The organism is Prauserella muralis (assembly GCF_003202285.1).
In the GTDB taxonomy this organism is placed as follows: Bacteria; Actinomycetota; Actinomycetes; order Mycobacteriales; family Pseudonocardiaceae; genus Prauserella_B; species Prauserella_B muralis.
Map to the genome: position 1 here is coordinate 523,799 of NZ_MASW01000002.1, position 22,796 is coordinate 546,594.

Annotated in this window: 19 protein-coding genes and 2 pseudogenes; 14 read left to right on the top strand and 7 right to left on the bottom strand. The window is 70.8% G+C overall.

What is annotated here, in order from left to right; genetic code table 11:
* Positions 1-12 precede the first annotated feature (12 nt).
* The 4 genes from BAY60_RS13555 to BAY60_RS13570 all read right to left on the bottom strand — a co-directional run bounded on the left by BAY60_RS13555 (position 13) and on the right by BAY60_RS13570 (position 3,786).
* A complete protein-coding gene (locus tag BAY60_RS13555) occupies positions 13-1,308 on the bottom strand; it encodes a TRAP transporter large permease (protein ID WP_112281295.1) in 1,296 nt (431 codons plus the stop codon).
* The gene (locus BAY60_RS13560) at positions 1,308-1,883 is read right to left on the bottom strand and encodes a TRAP transporter small permease (protein ID WP_112281296.1); all 576 of its coding nucleotides are present in this window, start codon (positions 1,881-1,883) and stop codon (positions 1,308-1,310) included. Before BAY60_RS13560 ends, BAY60_RS13555 begins: the two co-directional genes overlap by 1 nt.
* Positions 1,873-2,952 (bottom strand): TRAP transporter substrate-binding protein, encoded by a 1,080-nt coding sequence (locus BAY60_RS13565; protein WP_112281297.1) that lies wholly within the window; start codon positions 2,950-2,952, stop codon positions 1,873-1,875. Before BAY60_RS13565 ends, BAY60_RS13560 begins: the two co-directional genes overlap by 11 nt.
* A gap of 108 nt (positions 2,953-3,060) precedes the next feature.
* A complete protein-coding gene (locus BAY60_RS13570; RefSeq protein ID WP_112281298.1) occupies positions 3,061-3,786 on the bottom strand; it encodes an IclR family transcriptional regulator in 726 nt (241 codons plus the stop codon).
* Positions 3,787-3,903: 117 nt separating this feature from the next.
* Between BAY60_RS13570 and BAY60_RS13575 the strand changes: the two genes are divergently transcribed.
* Both BAY60_RS13575 and BAY60_RS13580 read left to right on the top strand, forming a co-directional pair.
* Positions 3,904-5,070 (top strand): acyl-CoA dehydrogenase family protein, encoded by a 1,167-nt coding sequence (locus BAY60_RS13575; RefSeq protein WP_112281299.1) that lies wholly within the window; start codon positions 3,904-3,906, stop codon positions 5,068-5,070.
* Between the two features lie 34 nt (positions 5,071-5,104).
* Positions 5,105-6,364: a CaiB/BaiF CoA transferase family protein gene (locus BAY60_RS13580; RefSeq protein WP_211330319.1), complete on the top strand. Its 1,260-nt coding sequence runs from the start codon at positions 5,105-5,107 to the stop codon at positions 6,362-6,364.
* Positions 6,365-6,377: 13 nt separating this feature from the next.
* On the opposite strand, the gene BAY60_RS13585 is transcribed toward BAY60_RS13580, so the two are convergent.
* Positions 6,378-7,220 carry an NmrA family NAD(P)-binding protein gene (locus tag BAY60_RS13585; protein ID WP_245992485.1) on the bottom strand — a complete coding sequence of 281 codons (843 nt, stop codon included), beginning with the start codon at positions 7,218-7,220 and terminating at the stop codon, positions 6,378-6,380.
* Between the two features lie 50 nt (positions 7,221-7,270).
* The gene (locus tag BAY60_RS13590) at positions 7,271-8,050 is read right to left on the bottom strand and encodes a class I SAM-dependent methyltransferase (RefSeq protein ID WP_112281301.1); all 780 of its coding nucleotides are present in this window, start codon (positions 8,048-8,050) and stop codon (positions 7,271-7,273) included.
* A gap of 93 nt (positions 8,051-8,143) precedes the next feature.
* Between BAY60_RS13590 and BAY60_RS13595 the strand changes: the two are divergent.
* Positions 8,144-8,500, top strand: a pseudogene (locus BAY60_RS13595) (formylglycine-generating enzyme family protein); the annotation flags it as partial.
* Between the two features lie 133 nt (positions 8,501-8,633).
* On the opposite strand, the gene BAY60_RS13600 reads toward BAY60_RS13595, so the two are convergent.
* A complete protein-coding gene (locus BAY60_RS13600) occupies positions 8,634-9,017 on the bottom strand; it encodes a VOC family protein (protein ID WP_112281302.1) in 384 nt (127 codons plus the stop codon).
* Positions 9,018-9,100: 83 nt separating this feature from the next.
* Between BAY60_RS13600 and BAY60_RS13605 the strand changes: the two genes are divergently transcribed.
* The 11 genes and pseudogenes from BAY60_RS13605 (at position 9,101) to BAY60_RS13655 (ending at position 22,792) form a co-directional block, all read left to right on the top strand.
* Complete coding sequence (locus tag BAY60_RS13605) at positions 9,101-10,483, top strand: HNH endonuclease signature motif containing protein (protein ID WP_112281303.1); 1,383 nt, start codon at positions 9,101-9,103, stop codon at positions 10,481-10,483.
* 130 nt (positions 10,484-10,613) lie between these two features.
* On the top strand, positions 10,614-12,035 hold the full coding sequence (locus BAY60_RS13610) for a glycosyltransferase family 39 protein (RefSeq protein WP_245992637.1): 1,422 nt from the start codon (positions 10,614-10,616) through the stop codon (positions 12,033-12,035).
* Between the two features lie 158 nt (positions 12,036-12,193).
* The gene (locus tag BAY60_RS13615; RefSeq protein WP_112281304.1) at positions 12,194-13,696 is read left to right on the top strand and encodes a sugar ABC transporter ATP-binding protein; all 1,503 of its coding nucleotides are present in this window, start codon (positions 12,194-12,196) and stop codon (positions 13,694-13,696) included.
* A 37-nt stretch (positions 13,697-13,733) separates the two neighbouring features.
* Positions 13,734-14,783, top strand: a complete 1,050-nt coding sequence (locus tag BAY60_RS13620) for an ABC transporter permease (RefSeq protein WP_211330320.1) — start codon at positions 13,734-13,736, stop codon at positions 14,781-14,783.
* A complete protein-coding gene (locus BAY60_RS13625; RefSeq protein ID WP_112281305.1) occupies positions 14,783-15,838 on the top strand; it encodes a substrate-binding domain-containing protein in 1,056 nt (351 codons plus the stop codon). Before BAY60_RS13620 ends, BAY60_RS13625 begins: the two co-directional genes overlap by 1 nt.
* Positions 15,839-15,885: 47 nt before the next feature.
* Complete coding sequence (locus tag BAY60_RS13630; RefSeq protein ID WP_112282368.1) at positions 15,886-17,007, top strand: Gfo/Idh/MocA family protein; 1,122 nt, start codon at positions 15,886-15,888, stop codon at positions 17,005-17,007.
* A gap of 34 nt (positions 17,008-17,041) precedes the next feature.
* Positions 17,042-18,445, top strand: a pseudogene (locus tag BAY60_RS13635) (ThuA domain-containing protein); the annotation flags it as partial.
* Between the two features lie 111 nt (positions 18,446-18,556).
* The gene (locus tag BAY60_RS13640; RefSeq protein WP_112281307.1) at positions 18,557-19,705 is read left to right on the top strand and encodes an inositol-3-phosphate synthase; all 1,149 of its coding nucleotides are present in this window, start codon (positions 18,557-18,559) and stop codon (positions 19,703-19,705) included.
* Positions 19,702-20,556, top strand: a complete 855-nt coding sequence (locus BAY60_RS13645; protein WP_170160400.1) for an SCO3242 family prenyltransferase — start codon at positions 19,702-19,704, stop codon at positions 20,554-20,556. Before BAY60_RS13640 ends, BAY60_RS13645 begins: the two co-directional genes overlap by 4 nt.
* Positions 20,553-21,932: an EboA domain-containing protein gene (locus BAY60_RS13650; protein ID WP_112281308.1), complete on the top strand. Its 1,380-nt coding sequence runs from the start codon at positions 20,553-20,555 to the stop codon at positions 21,930-21,932. The genes BAY60_RS13645 and BAY60_RS13650 overlap by 4 nt, the downstream gene beginning before the upstream one ends.
* Positions 21,929-22,792 carry a TatD family hydrolase gene (locus BAY60_RS13655; RefSeq protein WP_112281309.1) on the top strand — a complete coding sequence of 288 codons (864 nt, stop codon included), beginning with the start codon at positions 21,929-21,931 and terminating at the stop codon, positions 22,790-22,792. Before BAY60_RS13650 ends, BAY60_RS13655 begins: the two co-directional genes overlap by 4 nt.
* Positions 22,793-22,796 lie beyond the last annotated feature (4 nt).

Sequence of the window (22,796 nt, forward strand, 5' to 3'; positions counted from 1 at the left end):
CTGGTGGCCTCGCTATTCGGTCGCCGACATGGTGTCCGGTATCCAGAGCACGATCTCGGGGAACGCGATGAGTAGCGCTGCCACCGCCACGACCGCGAGGACGAACGGGAGCGCGCCCCAGAACACCTCCGCCGCGGGGCGGCGTGCCGTGCGCGCGACCACGAACACGTTGAGGCCGAGTGGCGGGCTGACCAGACCGATCTCGGCGAGCAGGACGATCAGCACACCGAACCAGATCGGGTCGTAACCGAGCTCGGTGACCAGCGGCAGCACCACGGGCACCGTGAGCGCGAGGATCGCGATCTGGTCGAGGAAGAACCCGAGCACGATGTAGCACAGCGCCAATACGATGATCACCACGACCGGTGCGACATCGAGGGAGGCGACCCAGCTCACCACGGTCGGGGTGACTCTGGTCGAGGTGATGAAGTAGCCCAGGATGTGCGCCCCGAGGATGATCATGAGGATCATGACGCTCGAGCTGATGGTCTCGGTGATCGCGTGCCTGATGGTCTGCCAGCTCGCGCGTCCCCGTGCGGCCAGCAGCGCGAAGCCGCCCACCGCCCCGAGCGCCGCGGCCTCGGTGGGCGTGGCGATTCCGAAGTAGACGGTGCCGGTGACGAGCGCGAACAGCAGGAGGACCGGGCCGGCCGACTTCAGGTTGCGGAGCTTGTCGGCCCACGCGTGACGCTGGCCCGGTGGCGCCGAAGCGGGGTCGGCCTTGATGAGGATCAGCAGTGTCACGATGAGCGCGACCGTCACCAGCGCGCCCGGCAGGAACCCCGCGACGAGCACCTGTCCGACGCTTTCCTCGGCGAGGATCGCGTAGAACACCAGAATGATGCTGGGCGGCACCATGGCGGCCAGCGTGCCAACCACGGACACGAGCCCTGTCGAGATCCTGGGGCTGTAGCCCGACTCGATCATCTTGGTGGTCGAGGTGTGCGCGAGGGTGGCCGCGGCGGCCGTGCTCGATCCCGACACTGCGGCGAACATCGCGCCCGCGCCGGTGGCGGCGATGCCCGCGCCGCCGCGGATCCGCCCGACCCAGACCCTGGTCGCCTCGAACAGGTCGTCCATGACGCCACTGGCGACGACGAACTGTGCCATGAGGATGAACAGCGGGATCGGCGACAGCGAGTACGACGAGACCGCGTCCGCGGGAGCCGATTGCAGCACGCCGAGCACGTCGGACAGTCCACCGTGGATGTACAGCCCCAACGTGCCCGCGATGGCGATCGCGAAGCCGACCGGAACCCTGATGAGCAGCAGCAGCAACATCACCAGGATGACGACGATGACGGACATCAGACGGTCCCTTCGGGGTCACTGCCGGCAGGTTCTTGTCGCCGCGACACGATGTCGCAGAGCAGCCGCACGGTCAGCAGGACGGCGCCGACGGGGACGAGCACATGCCATGTCCACGTGGGAAGGCTCAGCTCGGCGCCGCCGGGCGGTGGGATGTCGTGGGAGTGCCAGGCATCCCGCGTGGCAAGCAGGCCCGCCCAGAGCAGCAGCGCTGACAGTGCGAGCATGAGGACTCGTGCGGTCAGCGTCATCGCCGCGCGCGCCTTCGGCGGGCAGCGGCGGTAGACGACGTCGATGGTGACGTGTCCGCCCGACCGGACCGTGTACGCCAGCGCGAGGAAGAAGTAGCCCGGCAACAGGTAGTCCTGGATGAAGCCGAAACTCCAGCCGAGGGGAGCGCCGACGAAGTAGCGCATCCCGGTCTCGACGACCATGAGCAGGGTCATGCCGACCAGTGCCGTGCCCGCCAGTGCGAGGCCGGCGCGTTCGATCGCCGAAACGGCCCGCAGCACGGCACGTGCCCGCGGGTCGTGACGGGAACCGAGGTCGGGGTGCGGGGCCGTGTCAGTCGTCATGGGACTCTCGTTCCACTCGCCGGAGCTGGTCCTTCATTGCCTTCAGGGCCGCTTCACCCGGCCTGCCGATCTCGGCCATGTCGGCGGCCCACAGCCGGTGGATAGGCGCGGTCGCCTTGTCCCATGCCCGGCGCTCACCGGCGGTGATGCGATGGATGCGCACGCCCGCGTCACGCAGGGTCTGCCTGCCTTCGGCGTTACCCTCCTGCAGGCCGGCGCAAAGGCTGCGCGTGGCCTCGTCTCCCGCGCGCCGCAGCACGTCGCGGAGGTCGGCGGGCAGGGTGTCCCAGGCGGCCTCGCTGATGCTGTAGGTCATGGTGAAGCTGCCGAGCCTCGCCCCCAGCGTCGCGTGCCGGGTCACCTCTTCCAGGTGGTACGGCGCGGCACTGACGGGCCCGAGCACGGTCCCGTCGACCGTTCCGCGCGAGATCGCCTCGTACATCTCGGTGGCGGGCATCCCGACCGGCGCGGCACCGAAACCCTCGACGGCTCGGTCGATCGTGCCGCCGGACGAGCGAAGCTGCAGCCCGCGCAGGTCGGCCGGTTCGCGTACGGTGCGGGAGCCGGTGAGGACCTCGTAGTCGGGGATCATGCCGACGACGAGCGGGCGCAGGCCCTTGGGCTCGAAGTCCTCACGCCAGAGGATGCCGCCTTCCGACACCAGCCGGGACACCGCGAGCGAGCCCGTGCAGGAATCCTCGACCAGCCCGGGCAGGTCCGCAACCCCCGACAGCGGCAGCTCGGCGGGAACGTAGGCGGGCGCCACGGAGCCGAGGTCGACCACGCCGGACCGGATCAGCGACGGCAGGTCCTCGGCATCGCCCATCTGCTCGGCGGGGAAGTAGTCGAACTGGATCCGGCCACCGGAGAGCTCGCGTGCGGTGTCCATGAGCACGCTGACCCCGGCCTCGGCGAAGGGATGCCCGACCGGGTACGAGTCGGCCACGGTCAGCGTGTACACGCCGTCGTTCTCGAGGCTCGGTGCAGGGGGTGCGCACGCACCGGTCAGGGCCAGCAGTGCGAGGGGTATCGCATAACGCATGCCGGACCGCCGAGGTGATTGCCGCATTGCATCACCGTTCCTAAATACGAATGGCTGTTCCGATATGCCACCGTAAAGAGTGAGCTGTTCCACTGTCAACGGCAGTGGAACGCCTGCGGCGAGAGGGATCGGCGGTCAGGACAGCCGTGCCGCCACGGTCCGGGTGGCGCCGAGGAGGGCTTCGGCGATGTCCGGCAGCCGGTCGGCGATACGGGTGGTGGGCCCTGCGACCGCGACGGCGGCGAGCACGCGGTCGTGCACGACGATCGGCCTCGCGGTGGCGCTGACGTCGGGAAGGGTCTCGCCCCGGTTGATCGCGAAACCCTCGGTGCGCACGCGGTCGAGCTCCTGTCGTGCCCGCTCGAGCGCGGCGGGATCGTCGATGACCGACTCCAGATACGAATCGCGCTTGCGTGCGGGCCACGACGCCAGCAGAACCTTGCCCGCGCTCGGCGGGAACAGCGGCCTGCGGACACGCAACGGAGCCGAGTAACGGATCGGCTGCCGCGACTCGGCCGCCGCGACGTAGACGACCGAGTCCCCGACGGCGGTGCCGAGCATGGCCGTCTCGTCGAACGTGTCTCGCAGCTCCTCGAGCGTGGAGCGTGCCGCGTCGACCAGTGTCGGCCGGTCCGCGGTGAGCAGGTTCCCCAGTGCGGGACCGAGGTGGTAGCCGCCGTCCTCCTCGATGAGATAGCCGGTCGACACCAGCCCCTTGACCAGTCCGAACACCGAGGATTTCGGTGCGTCGAGCGCGGCCGCGAGCGGGGCGAGCCGGATGCCCGGTTCTCCCGCTGCCAGCTCGAGGATGGCGGTCACCCTGCTGACCGTGCGGTGGGACTTGACCACTGGCTCCGTCATGTGTGCTCCTGCCGCGTTCGTATGTACGAACGATACCGGCCGGGGTTGAGGTTGACAGCGGGGACCTTGCCACCTACGTTCATATATAAGAACTTGAGGTCTTATATAGGGACGGCTGTGCATTTCGAGCTGACTGATGACCAGCGGCGGCTTCGTGAGGCCGCTCGCGAGCGTGCCGCGACGTTCACCGACGACTACTGGGCGGACTGCGATGAGCGCGGCGCATTCCCGTGGGAGTTCTACCGCGCCTTCGCCGACGACGGCTGGCTCGGCATCGCGATCCCCGAGTCCTACGGCGGTGGCGGGCTCGGCCTGCTCGAGGCGTCGCTGCTGCTGGAGGAGATCGCCGCGTCAGGGGCCGGGATGAACGGGTGCAGCACCATGCACCTGACGATCTTCGGCCTGAACACCATCGTCAAGCACGGCAGCGCCGAGTTGCGTGAGGAGATCCTGCCACGCGCCGCCGACGGCAGCCTGCACGTCTGCTTCGGTGTCACCGAACCCGACGCGGGCACCGACACCACTCGCATCTCGACGTTCGCCCGCCGGGACGGGGACGACTACGTGATCAGCGGCCGCAAGGTCTGGATCACCAAGGCGGGACAGTCGCAGAAGATGGTGCTGATCGCCAGGACCACCCCACGCGCCGAGGTCACCAAGCCGACCGAGGGGATGTCGCTGTTCTTGATCGACATCGACTCGCCCGCCGTCGAACTGAGACCCATCCCGAAACTGGGCCGCAACGCGGTGTCCTCCTACGAGGTCTTCATCGACGAGCTTCGCGTGCCGGCATCGGCCAGGGTGGGCGAGGAGGGCAAGGGCTTCACCTACCTGCTCGACGGGCTGAACCCGGAGCGGATCCTGCTGGCCCACGAGGCGCTCGGGATCGGCAGGGCCGCGTTGCGGCGCGCGGTTCGCTACGCGAACGAGCGCGTGGTCTTCGACCGTCCTATCGGGACGAACCAGGGCGTCGCCTTTCCGCTCGCGGAGGCGGCGACGCGGCTCGACGCCGCCGAGTTGATGGCGCGGAACGCCGCGTGGCGCTACGACAGCGGACTGTCGTGCGGGCGCGAGGCGAACATGGCGAAGTTCCTGTGCGCCGACGCCGGGTTCGCGGCGGCCGATCAGGCGATCCAGACGCACGGCGGGATGGGGTATGCGAAGGAGTACCACGTCGAGCGGTACTTCCGGGAGTCCCGGATCCTCCGGCTCGCTCCGGTCAGCCAGGAGATGGTGCTGAACTACGTGTCCCAGCACGTGCTCGGACTGCCCAAATCGTACTGACAGCTCAGCGGAGAACGCAGCATTGGAGGACGCGTTGCCGACCGCAGCCGCCGCACTGGCGGGGATCAGGATCGTCGATCTGTCCCGGGTACTCGCCGGACCGCTGTGCACGCAGCTGCTGGCCGACCACGGTGCGGATGTCATCAAGGTGGAGCCGCCCGGTGGTGACGAGACCCGTGGCTGGGGGCCACCGTTCGTGAGCGAGGGCACGAGCGCGTACTTCGCCGGGCTCAACCGCAACAAGCGCAACATCGCGCTCGACCTGCGTTCGGCCGAAGGCCAGGCCGTCCTCGCGCGCCTGCTCGCCGGCGCGGACGTGCTGGTCGAGAACTTCAAGGCGGGCACGTTGGCCCGGTGGGGTTTCGGCGACGACCGGCTCCGGCAGGAGTTCCCGAGGCTCGTTCACTGCCGGATCACCGGCTTCGGCGTCGACGGCCCCCGAGGAGCGACGCCGGGCTACGACGCGATCCTCCAGGCATACGCGGGGCTGATGAGCGTCAACGGCGAGGCGGAAGGTCCCGCCCTGCGCGTCGGCGTGCCCATTGTGGACATGGTCACCGGAATCCTGTCGGTCTCGGGGATCCTGCTGGCACTGAGCGAGCGGGAACGCTCCGGTCGCGGCCAGCTCGTCGACAACGCGTTGCTCGACACGGCGGTGAGCCTGCTGCACCCGCACTCGGCGACCTGGCTCGCCAGCGGGACGGTGCCCGAGCGCACGGGCTCCGCGCACCCCACCATCGCGCCCTACGACACGTTCACCACGCGTACCGGACCGTTGTTTCTCGGTGTGGGCAACGACCGGCAGTTCCGGTCCCTCGTGGCCGTGCTCGGCAGGCCGTCGCTCGCCGACGATCACCGCTTCGCCAGCAACCCCGACCGCGTGATCAACCGCGCCGAGCTGAGCGCGATCATCGGCGCCCTGCTGGCCGAGCACGACCGGGAGGACCTGCGGGCCCGGCTGCTCGAGCGCGGAGTGCCGTCCTCTCCCGTGCACGACGTGGGGGAGACGCTGACCGATCCTCAGGTGCTGCATCGCGGCATGGTCGTGGAGCACGACGGCTACCGCGGCGTCGGCAACCCCATCAAGCTCACCCGCACCCCGGCCACCGTCCGCATCCCGCCACGCGACCGCGGTGCCGACACCCGCGAGGTGCTGCGCGAGCTCGGCTACGACGACGCCGACATCGACCGGCTGACCCGAGGCGACGCAGACCAGCGGTCGTGCGCGTCGGTCGACGGTCATGCGGTGAGTCATCACCCAGGTCGGGACGGGCAGAGAGACGAGAGCACGTGAGCCGGGCGGGCTCCTACTTGAACTCGTCGGCGTGGGTGCGGGCCCACTGTTCGAAGGTGCGGGGCTCGCGGCCGGTGACCTCGCGGACCGTGGGGTGGACCGTTGACTCGTCCAGGGCTCCGTCGACGTAGAAGCTGAAGAAGGCGTCGACGTACTCGACGGGCATGTCCTGGCTCATCTCTGCCCGTGCCTCGGCGTTGGTGAGCCCGCGGAAATGCAGGTCGCGGCCGAGGGCCTTCGCGAGGATGGCCACCTGGTCGGCGGGCAGCAGCGACTCCGGCCCCGTCAGCTCGTGGATCTGGCCGTCGTGGCCGTCGGTGAGCAGCGCCTGCGCGGCCACGGCCGCGATGTCGTACGGATCGATGGCCGCCACCGGCACCTCGGGAAACGGCACGCGCACCTCGTCACCGGTTCGCAGCTGCGGCAGCCAGCGCAGGGCGTTGGACATGAACGCCCTCGGCCGCAGGAACGTCCACGACAGTCCCGACTCGCGGACGGCCCTCTCGGCCAGGGTCATGTACCGCGACACGGCGTTGTTCATGTCCTGCAGCGCGGCCGAGCCGCCGGACAGCAGCACCACCCGCTCCACTCCCGCCTGCCGCGCTCGCTCCAGCATCCCCGGCATGTCCTCGTACCCGGGAAGCAGGAAGATCCCGCGGACTCCCTCCAGCGCGCCGGTCAATGTCTCCGGACGGTTCAGGTCGCCCGCCACGGCCTCCACACCGCGCGGCAGGGTCGCGGCCGCGGGATCGCGCGTGAGCGCCCGCGCGGACACGCCTGCCTCGGCCAGTGCTCTGGCCAGTTCGGAGCCGACATTGCCGGTCGCGCCGGTCACCAGGATCATGGCGTCCCCCATCGTGAGCCAGACGATGATGTCAGGAAACGGGGCCTGACGCCATCCTGCGTTCAGCGCAGAGCGCCGTGGACGCGGGTCGCGGCCGCCACCGCGGCCTCCCGGGCCTCCGTGCGCTGGGCGACGAAGACGAACTCCCGGCCGGGACGGTCCGGTGCGTCGCGGACATCCAGCACGCGGTAACCGCAATCGGCCAGGCTCGATGCCACCTCGTCCCGGTCGCGGAACCTCAGACGGGAGTCCGAGGTGAGCACGGCGCCGTCGGCGAGAAACCGGTAGGTGCTGCGGAAGGAGACGAACGGGAGGTCGACGTCGGTGACGACACGGCTGTGCTCGACCGGGCCCGCACCAGGCACGTCGAGAACCACCTGTCCCGGCTCGATGGTCCACTCCTGCCACGCGCGGTACTGCGGGCGCCGCGTTTCGAACACGAGGTGACCACCCGGCCGCAGCGCGCCCCGGATGCCCCGCAGCGTCCGGTTCCAGTCGTCGTCGGTGAGAAAGACCTGGGCCACGTTGCCTGTCATCACCACCAAGTCGGCATCCAACGCGGGCACGGTCGTGGCGTCTCCCGCCAGCCAGGTGACGCGGGAGGCGCCGTCCTTGACCCTCGCGACCGCCAGCGACGCCTCGGCCGGATCGACGCCGACCACCGAGCGGCCCGTGTCGGCGAGCAGGATGGCCAGGCAGCCGGTTCCGCAGCCGACATCGAGGACCCGGCGCGCGCCCAGCTCGTCGGCGATCGCCAGGTAGGCCGCCAGGTCCGCGCGGTCGCCGTCGAAGACGTCGTAGAGCGCCGCGAGGCGAGGGTGGGCGAAGAGCGCGTCCGGCACCCGGCGAGCCTAGGCGGTGGCGATCGCTTCCCGGCAGCACCGGCGCGGCCCGGGGCGGTCCGTAGGATCGGTGCCGTGGATGCGGGGAGCAGGATGGTCACCGTCCCCGCGGGGCGCGTGACGCTGTCGGATCGCCGGTCACGCCGCAGCTGGACGGTCGAGGTCGCCTCCTTCCGGCTCGCGACCGTTCCGGTCACGCGGGCGTGGTACGCCGACATCATCGGCAGCGCGGGCGGCGACCGGCTGCCGGTGGACGGCGTGTCGTGGTGGGACGCCGTGCGGTTCTGCAACGCGGCGTCCGAACGGGACGGTCTGACACCCGCCTACCGGTTCACGGCCGAGGCGGATGTCGAGTGGCTCGGCGGCTCGGACGGGTATCGGCTACCAGCCGAGGCGGAGTGGGAACACGCGTGCCGCGCGGGCACCACCGGCGCGCGGTACGGCCCGCTCGACGACATCGCCTGGTATCGCGGCAACGCGGGGGAGCGAAGTCACGAGGTCGGCGGGAAACAGCCCAACGCCTGGGGGCTGCCGGCTTCCGCGTCGCCCGCTCGCTCGGGCAGTGACCGTCCACACGGGAAAGTCAGGACATCAGACAGAACTCGTTGCCCTCCGGGTCCGCCAGCACGACCTGTCCGGCGTGCTCGGCGAGCACCGTCGCGCCGAGACCGCACAGCCGTTCGATCTCGGCGGCGAGATCGTCGGTGTCAAGGTCGATGTGCACGCGGTTCTTGCCTGCCTTGGCCTCCGGCACCCTGTTGAAGAACAGCCGTGGCCGCCCACCTGCCGTGGGCTCGACCAGGACGGACGGGTCGTCCTCCGGATCCGTGATGCCGAGGCCGCGGAGCCGCTGCAACTCGTCCGCGTCGTACGGAGCCACGACGTAACCGTCGAGCGCCGCCGCCCAGAAACGGGCCAGCGAAGCCGCATGACGGCAGTCGAACACCACGTCGCGTAGCCGGGCCATTCGGGCATTCTGCGGGGTTCCGGAGCCGAGGACCACCCGATTTAGTACGAACATGTGTTCGAGTATCGCGCTACCATGGTGGGGTGTCCGAGACATCGACTGTCATCACCGTCAGCGCCAGTGCCGCCTCGGTGGAGGGGTGGCGTGTGTCCGATGGGGAGCTGGCGGCGGCTCTGGTCGGGCAGGAGGTGGTGCTGCGGCAGGCCTATGCCGAGATGCTGGGGTTGTTGGGTGAGGCGCGGCGGCGGGGGTTGTCGGGTGGGTATGCCGATGTGCGGGGGTTTCTGGCCGAGGAGCTGCGCCTGTCGGCCCGGGAGATCCAGGCCCGGCTGGCGGATGCGGACGCCACCCAGCAGGGCCGGAACCTGCTGGGTGAGATGCGGGCGGCGCCGCTGGCCGCGACCGGTGCCGCGCTGGCCGCCGGGCGGGTTGGGGTGGAGCAGGTGCGGGAGATCGGGCGGGTGTTCACCCGCTGCCCGGAATCCCTGTCGCACCAGGAGCGGGTCGAGGCGGAGCGGATTCTGCTGGAGCTGGCGGTGCAGGCGCGGCCGGAGGCGGTGCGGGCCGCGGGGCGGAGGCTGATCGCCTGCTGGCAGACCGACGATCGGCCGCCGGTGGATCCGCCGGAGCCGCAGCGGGCGTTTCGTTACCGCCGCAACCGCCGCGGGGAGATGGTGTTCTCCGGCTTCCTCGACCCGGAGACCGCCACCACCCTGGAGGGGCTGTTCGGGCCGCTCGCGACACCCCGCCCGGCCGATGCCGAGGGCCACCCGGACTGGCGCACCCGCGAACAACGCCAAGGCGACGCCCTGGCGGAGGTGATCGACTCCGCCGCGCGCGCGGACGAGCTGACGGTGCAGGGTGGGGAGCGGGCGGTGCTGACCGTGACCATCCCCCTGACCGAGCTCGAATCCCGGGTCAACCGGCGCCTGCTGGAGGTGCCCGGCTGCGCCAGCCTCGACCAACTTCGCCGCCTGGCGTGTGAGGCGGAGGTGGTGCCCGCGATCTTCGGCCACCCCGGCCAGCCGCTGTACCTGGGGCGGGGGGAACGCCACGCCAGCAAGGCCCAACGGCGGGCGCTGGCGCTGCGGGACCGTGGCTGCGCCTTCCCCGGCTGCGACCGGCCACCCAAGTGGACCGTGCCCCACCACATCCGGTACTGGATCAACCACGGTGGTACCGACATCGACAACCTGGTGCTGGTCTGCACCCGCCACCACCGGATCCTGCACCACACCGACTGGGAGGTGCGGATCAACCCGGCCGACGGGCTGCCGGAGTTCCTGCCCCCCGCCCGGCTCGACCCCCAACGAAGACCCCTGCGCAACAGCGCCCACGGGGTGGTCGGGGCATGGCAGCACCGCGACCGGCCCCCACCCCCGCCCTCACCCTGGCGCGACAGCGGGACACTCCGTTGTGAACGACCACGCGTGCCCTCCGGTTCCTCGTGTGGTGAGGTCACCTAGGGTGCCCGGCATGGTCGAACAGCAGCCGGTCCGCGAGTCGACGCGGGCGGGCGGGTACGTCGCGGCCGAGCACCGCGCCGCCGCCCCGGCTCCGGCCTGGCGTCCCGTGCTGGCCATCGCGGTCGCCGCGATGGCCGTGCTGCTGGCCTTCGCGGGACGGTACGGCTACCACGGCGACGAGCTGTACTTCATCGCCGCGGGACGCCATCTCGACTGGGGCTACGCCGACCAGCCGCCGCTGCTGCCGCTGCTGGCCAGGCTGATGGACACGCTGTTCCCCGGCTCCGTGGTGGGCTTCCGGCTGCCCGCCGTCCTCCTCACCGGCGCGGGCATCGTCGTCGCCGCCCTCACCGCGCGAGAACTGCACGGCACCCGCCGTGCGCAGGTGCTCACCGCCGGTGCGTACGCGTGCTCACCCTTCCTGCTCGCGGGCGCTGGGCACATCCTCGCCACGCACATGGTCGACGCGTTCCTGTGGACCGTCATCGTGTGGCTGGTGGTGCGTTGGGTCCGCGTCCGTGACGATCGTCTGCTGCTCGCCGCGGGTCTGGTGACCGCGATCGACCTGCAGGTCAAGTTCCTCATCCCGGTCTTCTGGGCCGCGCTGGCCGTCGCGGCGCTCGTGTTCGGGCCGCGCGAGCTGCTGCGCAGGCCGCCCCTGTGGGCGGGTGGTGCCGTCGCCGTGCTCGCGGTGGTGCCGACGCTGCTGTGGCAGGCACACCACGGCTGGCCGCAGCTGGAGATGAACGCCATCGTCGCCGGCGAGGTGTCCTACGCGGGCGGCAGGCTCACCTTCGTGCCGATGGCGCTGCAGCAGGCCGGGATCGGCGTGGGTGCCGTGCTCGTCGTGCTCGGGACGTGGTGGCTGCTGCGCTCACCCCGGCTGGGGGCGTACCGCTTCCTGGGCGTCACCGTCCTCGCCGTCGTGGCGATCTTCTGGCTCATGGCGGGCCGCCCGTACTACATGGCCGGGCTGTTCGCGCTGTGTTTCGCCGCCGCGGCCGTGGAGCTCGACCGACTGCTGCGCCCCCGGTGGTGGCCTGTGGTGGCCGTGGCCTACGTGGTGTCCGCGGCCGTGGCGATCAGCTGGCTGCCGGTCAAGCCCATCTCCGCCTACGTCGGCCAGCCCTACAGCCCGATGAACATGGCGCTGGAGGAGTTCGGCTGGCCCGAGGTGGCCGGCAGCGTCGCCGACGCGTACGCATCCCTGTCGCCCGAACAGCAGGCGAACACCACCATCGTCACCGAGACCTACTGGCAGGCCGCCGCCGTCGAGAAGTTCGCCCCCGAGCTGCCCCGCGCCCACAGCGGCAGCCGTGGCTACTGGTACTTCGGCAGCCCGCCCGAACACGCGACGGACACCCTGTTCGTCGGCGCCGAGCGCGACCGGCTCGCGGCCTACTTCGCCACCGTCACCCAGGTCGGCGCACTCGACAACGGACGCGACGTCAACAACGTGAACCAGGGCGCGCCGGTGTGGCTTTGCGAGGGCCGCGAGGCTCCGTGGGCCCAGCTGTGGCCGGAACTACGTCACATGACTTTTGCCTGGTAGCGGCCCGCACCACGTCCTACTACGGGGCGTAGTTGCTAACGCTCCGGAAACTTCACCTTGACTGGGTTATCTGGGTCACTCTACTTTTGCATGTCACAGGATGAAGTGGGGCTGATGTGGATATAAGTCTGCATGCGGCGAGCGCAGAGGAGCGCGATATGCCGCTGCTCGCGATGCGGGACATCGTCAAACTCTTCCCGGGCGTGCGCGCGCTCGACGGCGTTGACCTGGAGGTTCGTGAGGGCGAAGTGCACTGCCTGCTCGGCCAGAACGGTGCGGGCAAGTCCACATTGATCAAAACGCTCGCCGGGGCACACCAGCCCGACGGCGGCGAGATCGTGTGGCGCGGCGAGCCGGTGACGCTCCCGTCGCCGGTGGCGGCTCTGAAGCTTGGCATCGCCACGATGTACCAGGAGCTGGACCTGATCCCCTCGCTGTCGGTGGCGGAGAACATCTTCCTCGGCCATGAGCGCGCGCGTTTCGGCTTCACCCGCCCTTCGTCGGCCCGCGCGGCCACCGCGAAGCTGCTGAGCAGGCTCGGACACGCCGAGATCTCGCCCCACACCGAGGTGGGAGAGCTCTCGGCGGCAGGACAGCAGCTCGTGTCGATGGCCAGGGCACTGGCCCACGACGCCAAGCTGATCGTCGCCGACGAGCCCACAGCCGCGCTCGCCAGCGACGAGGTGGACAACCTGTTCCGCATCATCGGCGAACTGACCGAGCAGGGCGTCGCCGTCGTCTACATCTCGCACCGGCTGGAGGAGATCCGCCGGATCGGCGACCGCGTCACCGTGATCAAGGACGGCCGCACGGTGGCGGCCAACCTGGACGCGCGCGAGGCCGCGACCTCCGACCTGGTGGACCTCATGGCTGGCCGCAAGGTACAGACCGCCTTCCGCGAGGCAGGCGAGGGTGCCGTCGAGTTCGGCGACGTGCTGCTCGAGGTTCAGGGCCTGTCCAGGGAGGGCGAGTTCCGCGACATCAGCTTCACCGCGCGCGCCGGCGAGATCGTCGGGCTGGCCGGCCTCGTCGGCGCGGGCCGCAGCGAGGTGCTCGAGACCATCTTCGGCGCCCGCAAGGCCGACGCGGGCACCGTCAGCGTGGCCGGCAAGCAGATCCGTCCCGGCAGTGTGGCCGCCGCCGTCAAGGCCGGGGTCGGGCTCGCGCCCGAGGAGCGCAAGAGCCAGGCGCTGCTGCTGGACATGTCGGTGACCCACAACGTCACGCTCGCCAGCCTCGCCGAGTACAGCACCGCCGGGTTCTCCCAGCAGGGCCGCGAGTGGCGCGACGCCCACTCGACGCTGGAGAAGCTGGATCTGCGGCCCGCCGACCCCCGGCGCATCGTGCGCACGCTGTCGGGCGGCAACCAGCAGAAGGCGGTCGTGGCGCGCTGGCTCGTCCACGGCTGCCGGGTGCTGCTGCTCGACGAGCCCACACGCGGCGTCGACGTCGGCGCACGCGCCGAGCTGTACCGCCTGATCCACGAGCTGGCCGCGAGCGGGGTGGCGATCGTGCTGGTCTCCAGCGAGATCCCCGAGGTCCTCGGGCTCTCCGACCGCGTGCTGGTGCTCCGGGACGGCGACCTGCTCGTGGACCGGCCCGCGGGCGAACTGACGGAGGCAGACGTGCTGGACATGGTCATGGAAGGAAGCGCGGCGTGAACGTGTGCGCGACACCGCCGGAGAGAAGGAGTACGGCGTGACTAAGGCTCTCGACCGGTCACCGGTGCACTCGGGCGAGTCGGCCGGCGGGCGGCGTCGCGGGTTCGCCCTCGACGTGCGCATGCTCGGCCTCGCCGGTGTGCTGGTCCTGTTGTGCCTCATCGGGTTCATCACCAACCCCGACACATTCCTCACCGAGGCGAACATCTCGACGATGCTGCGGCTGGCCGCCGCCATCGGCGTGGTGAGCGTCGGCATGACGTTCGTGATCATCGCGGGCGGGATCGACCTCTCGGTCGGCTCCATCGTCGCGTTGTCGAGCGTCTGGATGACGACACTGGCCACCCAGTCCTACGGGCCGTTCGTCATGGTGCTCTGCGCCGTGCTCGTCGGCCTGGGCTGTGGCCTGGTCAACGGCTTCCTCGTCGCCTACGGCCGCGTGGTGCCGTTCATCATGACGCTGGCGATGATGGCCTCGGCCCGCGGTCTCGCCGAGCGGCTCAGCGGCAGGCAGACGCAGGTGGTGACCGAGACCGGGTTCACGGAGTTCTTCCGGGCCTCCGTCCTCGGCGTCCCCGTGCTGGTGATCATGCTCGCGCTGGCCTACGTCATCGGCTGGGTGGTGCTCAACCGCACCACGTTCGGCCGCAGGACCTACGCGATCGGCGGCAACGCCGAGGCCGCGCGACTGTCCGGCATCAACGTCAAACTGCACACCGCACTCGTGTACGGCATCAGCGGCCTCTGCTGCGGTGTCGCCGCGATGATGGTCGTCGCCAGGACCACCTCCGGCGCCTCGACCAACGGCCTGTTCTACGAGCTGGACGCCATCGCCGCGGTCGTCATCGGCGGCACGCTGCTCTCCGGCGGGCGCGGCAGCATCATCGGCACGCTGATCGGTGTCCTCATCTTCACCGTGCTGAACAGCATCTTCACGCAGAACAACCTCGACACCGACATCCAGAACATCGCCAAGGGCGCGATCATCGTCGGCGCCGTGCTGCTGCAGCACACGGCCCGCCGCCGCAAGGGCAAACCTCGAGCTCCCTCCAGCAACCCCGAAACCGAACCCAGCAGGAGCCAGTGATGACAAGAACCAACCTCGGCCGCCGTGGATTTCTCTTCGGCGCGGCAGGCCTCGGCGCCGGTGCCGTGCTCGTCGGCTGCACCTCGAACGAGCCGGAGGGGCAGAACAACCAGCAGCCCGTCGCCGGTGGCCAGGGCGCCAACTCGGAGCCCGGCAAGCAGGTGACCATCGGGTTCTCGGCACCGGCCGCCGACCACGGCTGGATGGCCGCCGTCACCATCAACGCCAAGGCGATGGCCGAGCAGTTCTCCGACGTCACCCTCAACGCCACCGAGGGCACCAACGACGTCAACCAGCAGATCGCGCAGGTCGAGTCGCTCATCAACGGCGGCGTGGACGTGCTGGCGATCCTGCCCTTCGACGGCAAGGCGCTCACCCAGGTCGCCCGGCAGGCGATGGACGACGGCATCCCGGTGGTCAACGTGGACCGGGTTTTCGACACGCCGCTGGCCTACCGCTGCTGGATCGGCGGCGACAACTACCGCATGGGCGTCAACGCGGGCAACTACATCGCCGAGGAGCTCAAGCGGCAGAACAAGAACAACCCGGTGATCGGCGAGGTCGCGGGCATCGACTCGCTGCCGCTGACCCAGGAGCGCAGCCAGGGCTTCAAGGACGCGCTGCAGCGCCACGGCTTCAGGGTCGGCCCGAGGGTGGCTGCCGAGTTCACCCCGGAGTCGGGTGAGCGGCAGACCGCCAACCTGCTGCAGGGCGCCCAGAAGCTGGACGCACTGTGGAACCACGACGACGACCAGGGCATCGGCGTGGTCGCGGCCATCGAGAACTCCGGCCGCAGCGACTTCTTCGTCGTCGGCGGCGCGGGCTCGCGCAACATGATGGAGCTCATCAAGGCCGACTCCGGCCCGGTGAAGGCGACCGTCCTCTACAGCCCGTCGATGGCCTCGTCGGCCATCGCGATGGCGCGGCTGCTCGGCCAGAACAAGGGCCTCGAGGATCTCGCCGAGCACGAGATCCCTGCCGAGCTCACGACCTACTCCGCCGTCGTGACCAAGGAGAACGTGGACAACTACATGGATGTCGGGTTCGACTCGTGACCGAAGGCACTACGAACGACGCCGGGGGAAGCACGATCGGCGTGGCCATGGTGGGCCACGCCTTCATGGGGGCGGTGCACTCGCAGGCGTGGCGCACCGTGCACCGGTTCTTCGACGTCCCGCTGGCGCCCCGCATGGTGGCGCTGGCCGGGCGCGATGAGCGCCGGACGAAGGAGGCGGCCGACCGGTACGGATGGGCGTCGGTGGAGACCGACTGGCGGGCACTGCTCGAGCGCGACGATGTCGACCTGATCGACATCTGCACGCCCGGCGACACGCACGCGGAGATCGGGATCGCCGCGCTGGAGGCCGGAAAGCACGTGCTGTGTGAGAAACCGCTCGCCAACACGGTCGACGAGGCCGAGCGCATGGCCGAGGCGGCGGAGAAGGCGCGGGCGCGTGGCGTGCACTCGATGGTGGCGTTCAACTACCGCCGGGTGCCCGCCCTCTCACTGGCCAGGCGGCTGGTCGCGGAGGGCCGGATCGGCGAGGTCCGGCACGTGCGCGCGATGTACCTGCAGGACTGGCTTTCCGACGCGGAGGCGCCAATGACCTGGCGGCTGCGCAAGGACAAGGCCGGCTCGGGCGCGCTCGGCGACATCGGCGCGCACATCGTCGACGCCACCCAGTTCGTCACGGGCGAGCCGCTCACCGGCGTCTCCGGGCTCACGCACACCTTCGTGCCGCGCCGTCCCGGCAGCGACGGCACGCACGAGGACGTGACCGTGGACGACTGCGCGGTGTTCACCGGGCGGTTCGCCTCCGGCGCGGTGGCGGTGTTCGAGGCGACCCGCTACGCACTCGGCAGGAAGAACGCGATGCGCTTCGAGATCAACGGGTCCCGGGGCAGTCTCGCGTTCGACTTCGAGGCGATGAACGACCTGTGGTTCTACGACGGCGACGAGCCCGGCGCCACCGCCGGGTTCCGCAGGATCGTCGTCACCGAGCCCGACCATCCCTACGTCGAGGCGTGGTGGCCACCCGGCCACGGGCTCGGCTACGAACACACCTTCACCCACGAGATCGCCGACCTGCTGACGGCGATCGGCACGAACACCGCACCCGAACCGAGTTTCGCCGACGGCCTTCGCGTTCAGCGAGTGCTGGCGGCGGTGGAAGACAGCGCGGCCGAAGGGGCGCGCTGGATGCAGGTGGACAGCGCTACCTGAGTCCCCACCCCACCGGACAAGGAGAAAGGTACAAGTGCGACGAAGCAGCAGTACCAGCACCCGCAGCAGATCTCCTCGCAACCGATGGCGGTTCGGAGCCGCCGTACTCGCACTGTGCACCGGCTTCGGCGGCGCGGTCACCGCCACCGCCGCCGAAGCCACACAGGATCAGACAAGCGCCGAAACTCCCAGCGTCCTGGTGTTCTCCAAGACCGCGGGCTACCGGCACGGCTCGATCCCCACCGGAATCGCCGCGATCCACGAACTGGGGGCCGCCCACAACTTCACCGTTGAGGCGACCGAAGACGCCGCGGCGTTCACCGACGACAACCTGTCCCGCTTCGACGCGGTCATCTGGCTGTCCACGACCGGGGACGTGCTCAACGACGCGCAGCAGGCCGCCTTCGAGCGTTACGTCGGCGGGGGCGGCGGCTACGTGGGCGTGCACGCGGCATCCGACACCGAGTACGACTGGCCGTGGTACGGCGACCTCGTCGGCGCCTACTTCGACTCCCACCCGCACATCCAGGAAGCGACGGTCCACGTCGAGGACGGGCAGCATCCGTCCACAGCGCACCTTCCGGACCAGTGGACGCGCACCGACGAGTGGTACAACTTCCGGGACAACCCGCGCCAGGACGTGCACGTGCTCGCGTCGCTGGACGAGGGAAGCTACGACGTGGGCGCCGGTGCCATGGGCGACCATCCCATCGCGTGGTGCCACGAGAACAGCGGCGGCCGTGCCTGGTACACCGGCGGCGGGCACACCGCGGAGTCCTACGCCGAGCCGGAGTTCCGCCAGCACCTCGCGGGCGGCATTCTCTACGCCGCGGGCGAGGTCGCGGGCGACTGCTCGACACCGGTCCCGTGCGAGGCCGCCGAGCCTGCCAAGGGTTACCGGATGTTGTTCGACGGCACCCAGCGGAGCCTGGAGCGGTGGAACCAGGCGGGCCCGGGCTCGTTCGCGCTGCAGCGGGACTGCTCCATCCGCTCGGTCGGTGGCATGGGGTTGTTCTGGTTCGGCAAGGAGTTCAGCGCCTACAGCCTCAAGCTGGACTGGAAGATGTCCGGGGACGACAACTCCGGTGTGTTCGTCGGGTTCCCCGACCCCGGCGACGATCCGTGGGTCGCGGTGAACCGGGGCTACGAGATCCAGATCGACGCCACGGACGCGCCGGAGAAGACCACCGGAGCGATCTATGACTTCCAGTCGGCCGACATCGCGGCCCGCGACGCCGCGCTCAACCCGCCCGGCGAGTGGAACTCGTACGAGATCGTGGTGCGCGGCCAGAAGATCAAGGTCTTCCTGAACGGCACGCAGATCAACGAGTTCCACAACACCGACCCCAATCGGAACCTCAAGGACGGGTTCGTGGGTATCCAGAACCACGGTGACAGCGACGACGTGTCGTTCCGCAACATCCAGATCAAGGAGCTGCGGTGACCGCGTCGGGCGGCTGCCAGTGACCTTGCGGGCGGGTGCCCCGGACCGGTTCCGGGGCACCCGCCCGGGAGTCGCGATTGTTCTCCGGCACGGAAGGTGAGGCGAATGTCTTCGATAGGGTTGTGGCTGGTCGGCGCGCGCGGGTCGGTCGCCACGACGGCGATCACCGGCCTGCTCGCGCTGCGGGCCAGGGTGATCGAGCCGACGGGCTGCGTCAGCGCGCTGCCCCGGTTCTCCGGCGCGGCGCTTCCCGACTGGGACTCGTTCCGCATCGGCGGGCACGACATCGCCGACCTCGCGCTGGACAAGCGGGCCGAGCTGCTCACCGAGGCCGGTGTGATCCCGCACCGGGTCTTCGAGGCGGTCCGCTCCGGACTGTCCTCCGTGGACTCCGAGATCCGCCCCGGCTACCATCCGGCCACCCACTCGGGCTCCCAGGCCGACGCCGCACGACGGCTCGCCGACGACATCGGCGACTTCGCCGCCCGGCACGAGCTGGAGCAGGTCGTGGTGGTGAACGTGTCGTCCACCGAGCCGGTGTTCCCCTCGCTGCCCGAGCACGCCACGCTCAAGGCGCTGGAGGCGGCGATGGCGGTGCCCGGCCGCACCGTGCTGCCGCCGAGTTCGGTGTCCGCCTACGCGGCGCTGCGGGCCGGATGTCCCTTTGTCGACTTCACGCCGTCCACGGGTATCCGGCTGCCCGCGCTGGAGGATCTTGCCGCCGGGCAGAAGCTGCCCTACGCCGGGTCGGACGGCAAGACGGGGGAGACCCTCGTGCGCAGCACCCTCGCGCCGATGTTCACGACGCGGGCACTGACCGTGCGCTCCTGGGCGGGCACCAACCTGCTCGGTGGCGGGGACGGGCTCACCCTCGCCGACGCCGAGCACGCGGGCAGCAAGCTCGCGTCGAAGGGGCGCGGGCTGGCGTCGCTGCTCGGCGGTGAGGTGACCGCGCCCCTGCACATCGACAACGTGCCCGACCTCGGTGAGCAGAAGATCGCCTGGGACCACGTGTCCTTCGAGGGCTTCCTCGGCGCGCGGATGAGCCTGCAGTTCACCTGGACCGGCTACGACTCCGCGCTGGCCGCGCCGCTCGTGCTGGACCTGGCCCGGTTCACCGCCGCCGCGCACGCGGCGGGCTCCGTGGGGCCGCTGCCGGCGCTCGCGTTCTTCTTCAAGGACCCGATCGGCACGGCCGAGCATCGCCTCGCCGAGCAGTTCGCCGCGCTCACCGACTGGGCGGAGAGCCTGTGAACACAGCGTATGTCCAGCTCGTGCGGGCACCGGCGGCGCTGACGGTGCTCGGCGACACGGTGGCGGGCGCGGCGGCGGCGGGGGAGCCGCTGCGGGGGCGGCGCTGGGCCCTTCCGCTGGCGTCGGCGTCGCTGTACTGGGCGGGCATGGCCCTCAACGACTGGTCCGACCGGGAGCTCGACGCCGTCGAACGGCCCGAGCGCCCGATTCCCTCCGGCCGGGTGAGTGCGGGCGCGGCCCTGGCCACTGGGGGTGTGCTGACCGCCGCCGGACTCGGACTGGCCGGGTTCGGCGGCGGGCAGCGCGCGGCCCGCACCGCCGCGCTGCTCGCGGGCGCGGTCTGGGCCTACGACACGACGCTCAAGGGCACGGCGGCCGGGCCGCTCGGCATGGCCGCGTGCCGGGCACTGGACGTGCTGATGGGTGCGCGTGGCCGGTGGCGTGCCGCGGCTGGGGCCGCGGTGGCGCTGGGCGTGCACACCCTGGGCGTGACGGCTCTCTCCGGGGGCGAGGTACACGGCGGGTCCCCGGCCACGGCGAAGGCCGCGCTGGCCGGGACCGCCGTGTCCGCTTCCGTCGCGCTCGCCGGGCGCGGCGGGAGCCGGGCCCAGCGGCTCGCCGCGCTCGCGTTCGGTGCCGGGTACGCCGCGACGGTGGGCCGGGCGCAGTACGGCGCCGTTGGCGCGCCGTCGGCCGCGCGGATCAGGGCCGCCACCGCCGCGGGCATCCACGGCATGGTGCCGCTGCAGGCGTCGCTGGCGGCGCGGCACGGCGCCGTGCGCACCGCCGCCGTGCTGGCCGGGGCACTGCCGCTGGCGCGTCGGCTGGCGAGGAAGGTGAGCCCGACATGAGCACCCTGCGGTTCGGCTACGGCACCAACGGTTTCGCCAACCACCGGCTCGACGACGCGCTCGCGATCATCGCCGACCTCGGCTACACGGGCGTGGCGCTCACACTCGACCACAACCATCTCGACCCGTTCGCCGGCGACGTCGCCGAGCAGACGCGGCGGGTGCGGGCGCGCCTGGAGCAGCTCGGGCTCGGGGTCGTCGTGGAGACCGGCGCCCGGTTCCTGCTCGACCCGTGGCGCAAGCACCAGCCGACCCTGCTCTCCGACGAGGCGGGCCCCCGGATCGACTTCCTGCGCAGGGCCGCGCGCATCGCCGCCGACCTCGGCGCCGAGTGCGTGTCGTTCTGGTCCGGCGTCAAGCCGGCCGAGGTGGACGACACGACGGCGTGGCGGCGGCTGCTCGACGGCGTGGCGGCCGTGCTGGAGGACACCCCCGCGCGGTTCGCCCTCGAACCGGAGCCCGGCCACTTCGTGCAGCACCTCGCCGAGGCGTTGCGGCTGCGCGACGAGCTCGGCGGTCCCGAGCAGCTGGGCATCACGCTCGACGTCGGGCACTGCGTCGCCGTCGAGCCCTTCGACGCGGCCACCTGCGTGCGCCAGGCCGGGGACCTGCTGTTCAACGTGCAGCTGGACGACATGCGGACCGGCGTGCACGAGCACCTGGAGTTCGGCGAGGGCGAGCTGGACCTGACCGCGACGCTCGCGGCGCTGGCCGAGGTCGGCTACCGGGGGCTGGCCGCCATCGAGCTGCCCCGGCACAGCCACGCCGCACCCGACGTGGCGCGGCGCGGCCTGCGGGCGCTGCGCGCGGCCGACTGGCTGGCCGACGCCGAGCGCACCGTGCGGGCCGACCCGGCGAGGATCCGCACGTTGTTCCCCGCCGTGGGACGCAAGGCGGGCCGCTCGGCGCTCGACGCCCACGGCCTCGTCCACGGCACCGTGGACGACAAGGCCCGCGTGCGGCTGCTCGCCGCGCTCAAGCCGGAGGACCTGGCCGCCGAGGTGCCCGACCTGTACCGCTACGGCGACGGCGCCGAGCGCAGGGCCGTGCTGCGCGGGCTGCACCTGCTTCCGCCCGAGGCGGCGGGCACCGGCGTGCGGCTGGTGGAGGACGCGCTGCGCGCCAACGACATCGGTCTGGTGGCCGCGGCGCTCGGCCCGTTCGCCGCCGAGCACCTCGACGCCCACACGTGGCGGCACGGCGTGCTCAAGTGCCTGTTCGTCGGCGTGCCGGTGGCGGCCGTCGCCGGGCTGGGCGACCGGGTGGACGACGAACTGGTCCGCATGGTCGGCGACTACGCCGCCGAGCGGCGGGCCGCGGGCCGCGACGTGCCGTCCGACATCGACGTGATCCTGCAGGAGGCTGGCGCGCAATGAGGATCTTCGATCCGCACATCCACATGACGTCCCGCACCACCGACGACTACGAGGCGATGTACGCCGCCGGGGTCCGCGCGCTGGTCGAGCCCGCGTTCTGGCTCGGCCAGCCGCGCACGAGCGTCGGCTCGTTCACCGACTACTTCGACGGGCTGATCGGCTGGGAACGCTTCCGCGCCTCGCAGTTCGGGATCCGGCATCACTGCACGATCGCGCTCAACCCCAAGGAGGCCAACGACCCACGGTGCACGGACGTGCTCGACGTGCTGCCGCGCTACCTCACCAAGGACGGCGTGGTCGCCGTCGGCGAGGTCGGCTACGACTCGATGACCGAGGCGGAGGAGAAGGCGTTCGCGCACCAGCTGCAGCTGGCCGTCGAGTACGAGCTGCCCGTCCTGGTGCACACCCCGCACCGCGACAAGCTGGCGGGCACTAAGCGCACGCTCGAGGTGGTGCGCGAGTCGGGGATCGCGCCGGAGCGCGTCGTCGTCGACCACCTCAACGAGGTCACGGTGGGCCTGGTGGCCGAGGCCGGATGCTGGATGGGCTTTTCCATCTATCCGCACACCAAGATGGACGAGCATCGCATGGTGGCGATCCTCGCCGAGTACGGCACGGCGCGGATGCTGGTGAACTCGGCGGCCGACTGGGGCCGCTCCGACCCGCTCAAGACCTACCGCACCGGGCAGGCCATGCTCGCGGGCGGGTTCACCGAGTCCGATGTGGACACCGTGCTGTGGCGCAACCCGGTGGAATTCTACGGCCAGAGCGGCAATCTGATGCTCGACCCGCTGGAGGAGTCGAGCCCGACCGGAGCGACGTTCGAGGGCAACTCCGTGCTCCGCGGTGCGAGGCAGTGACGGC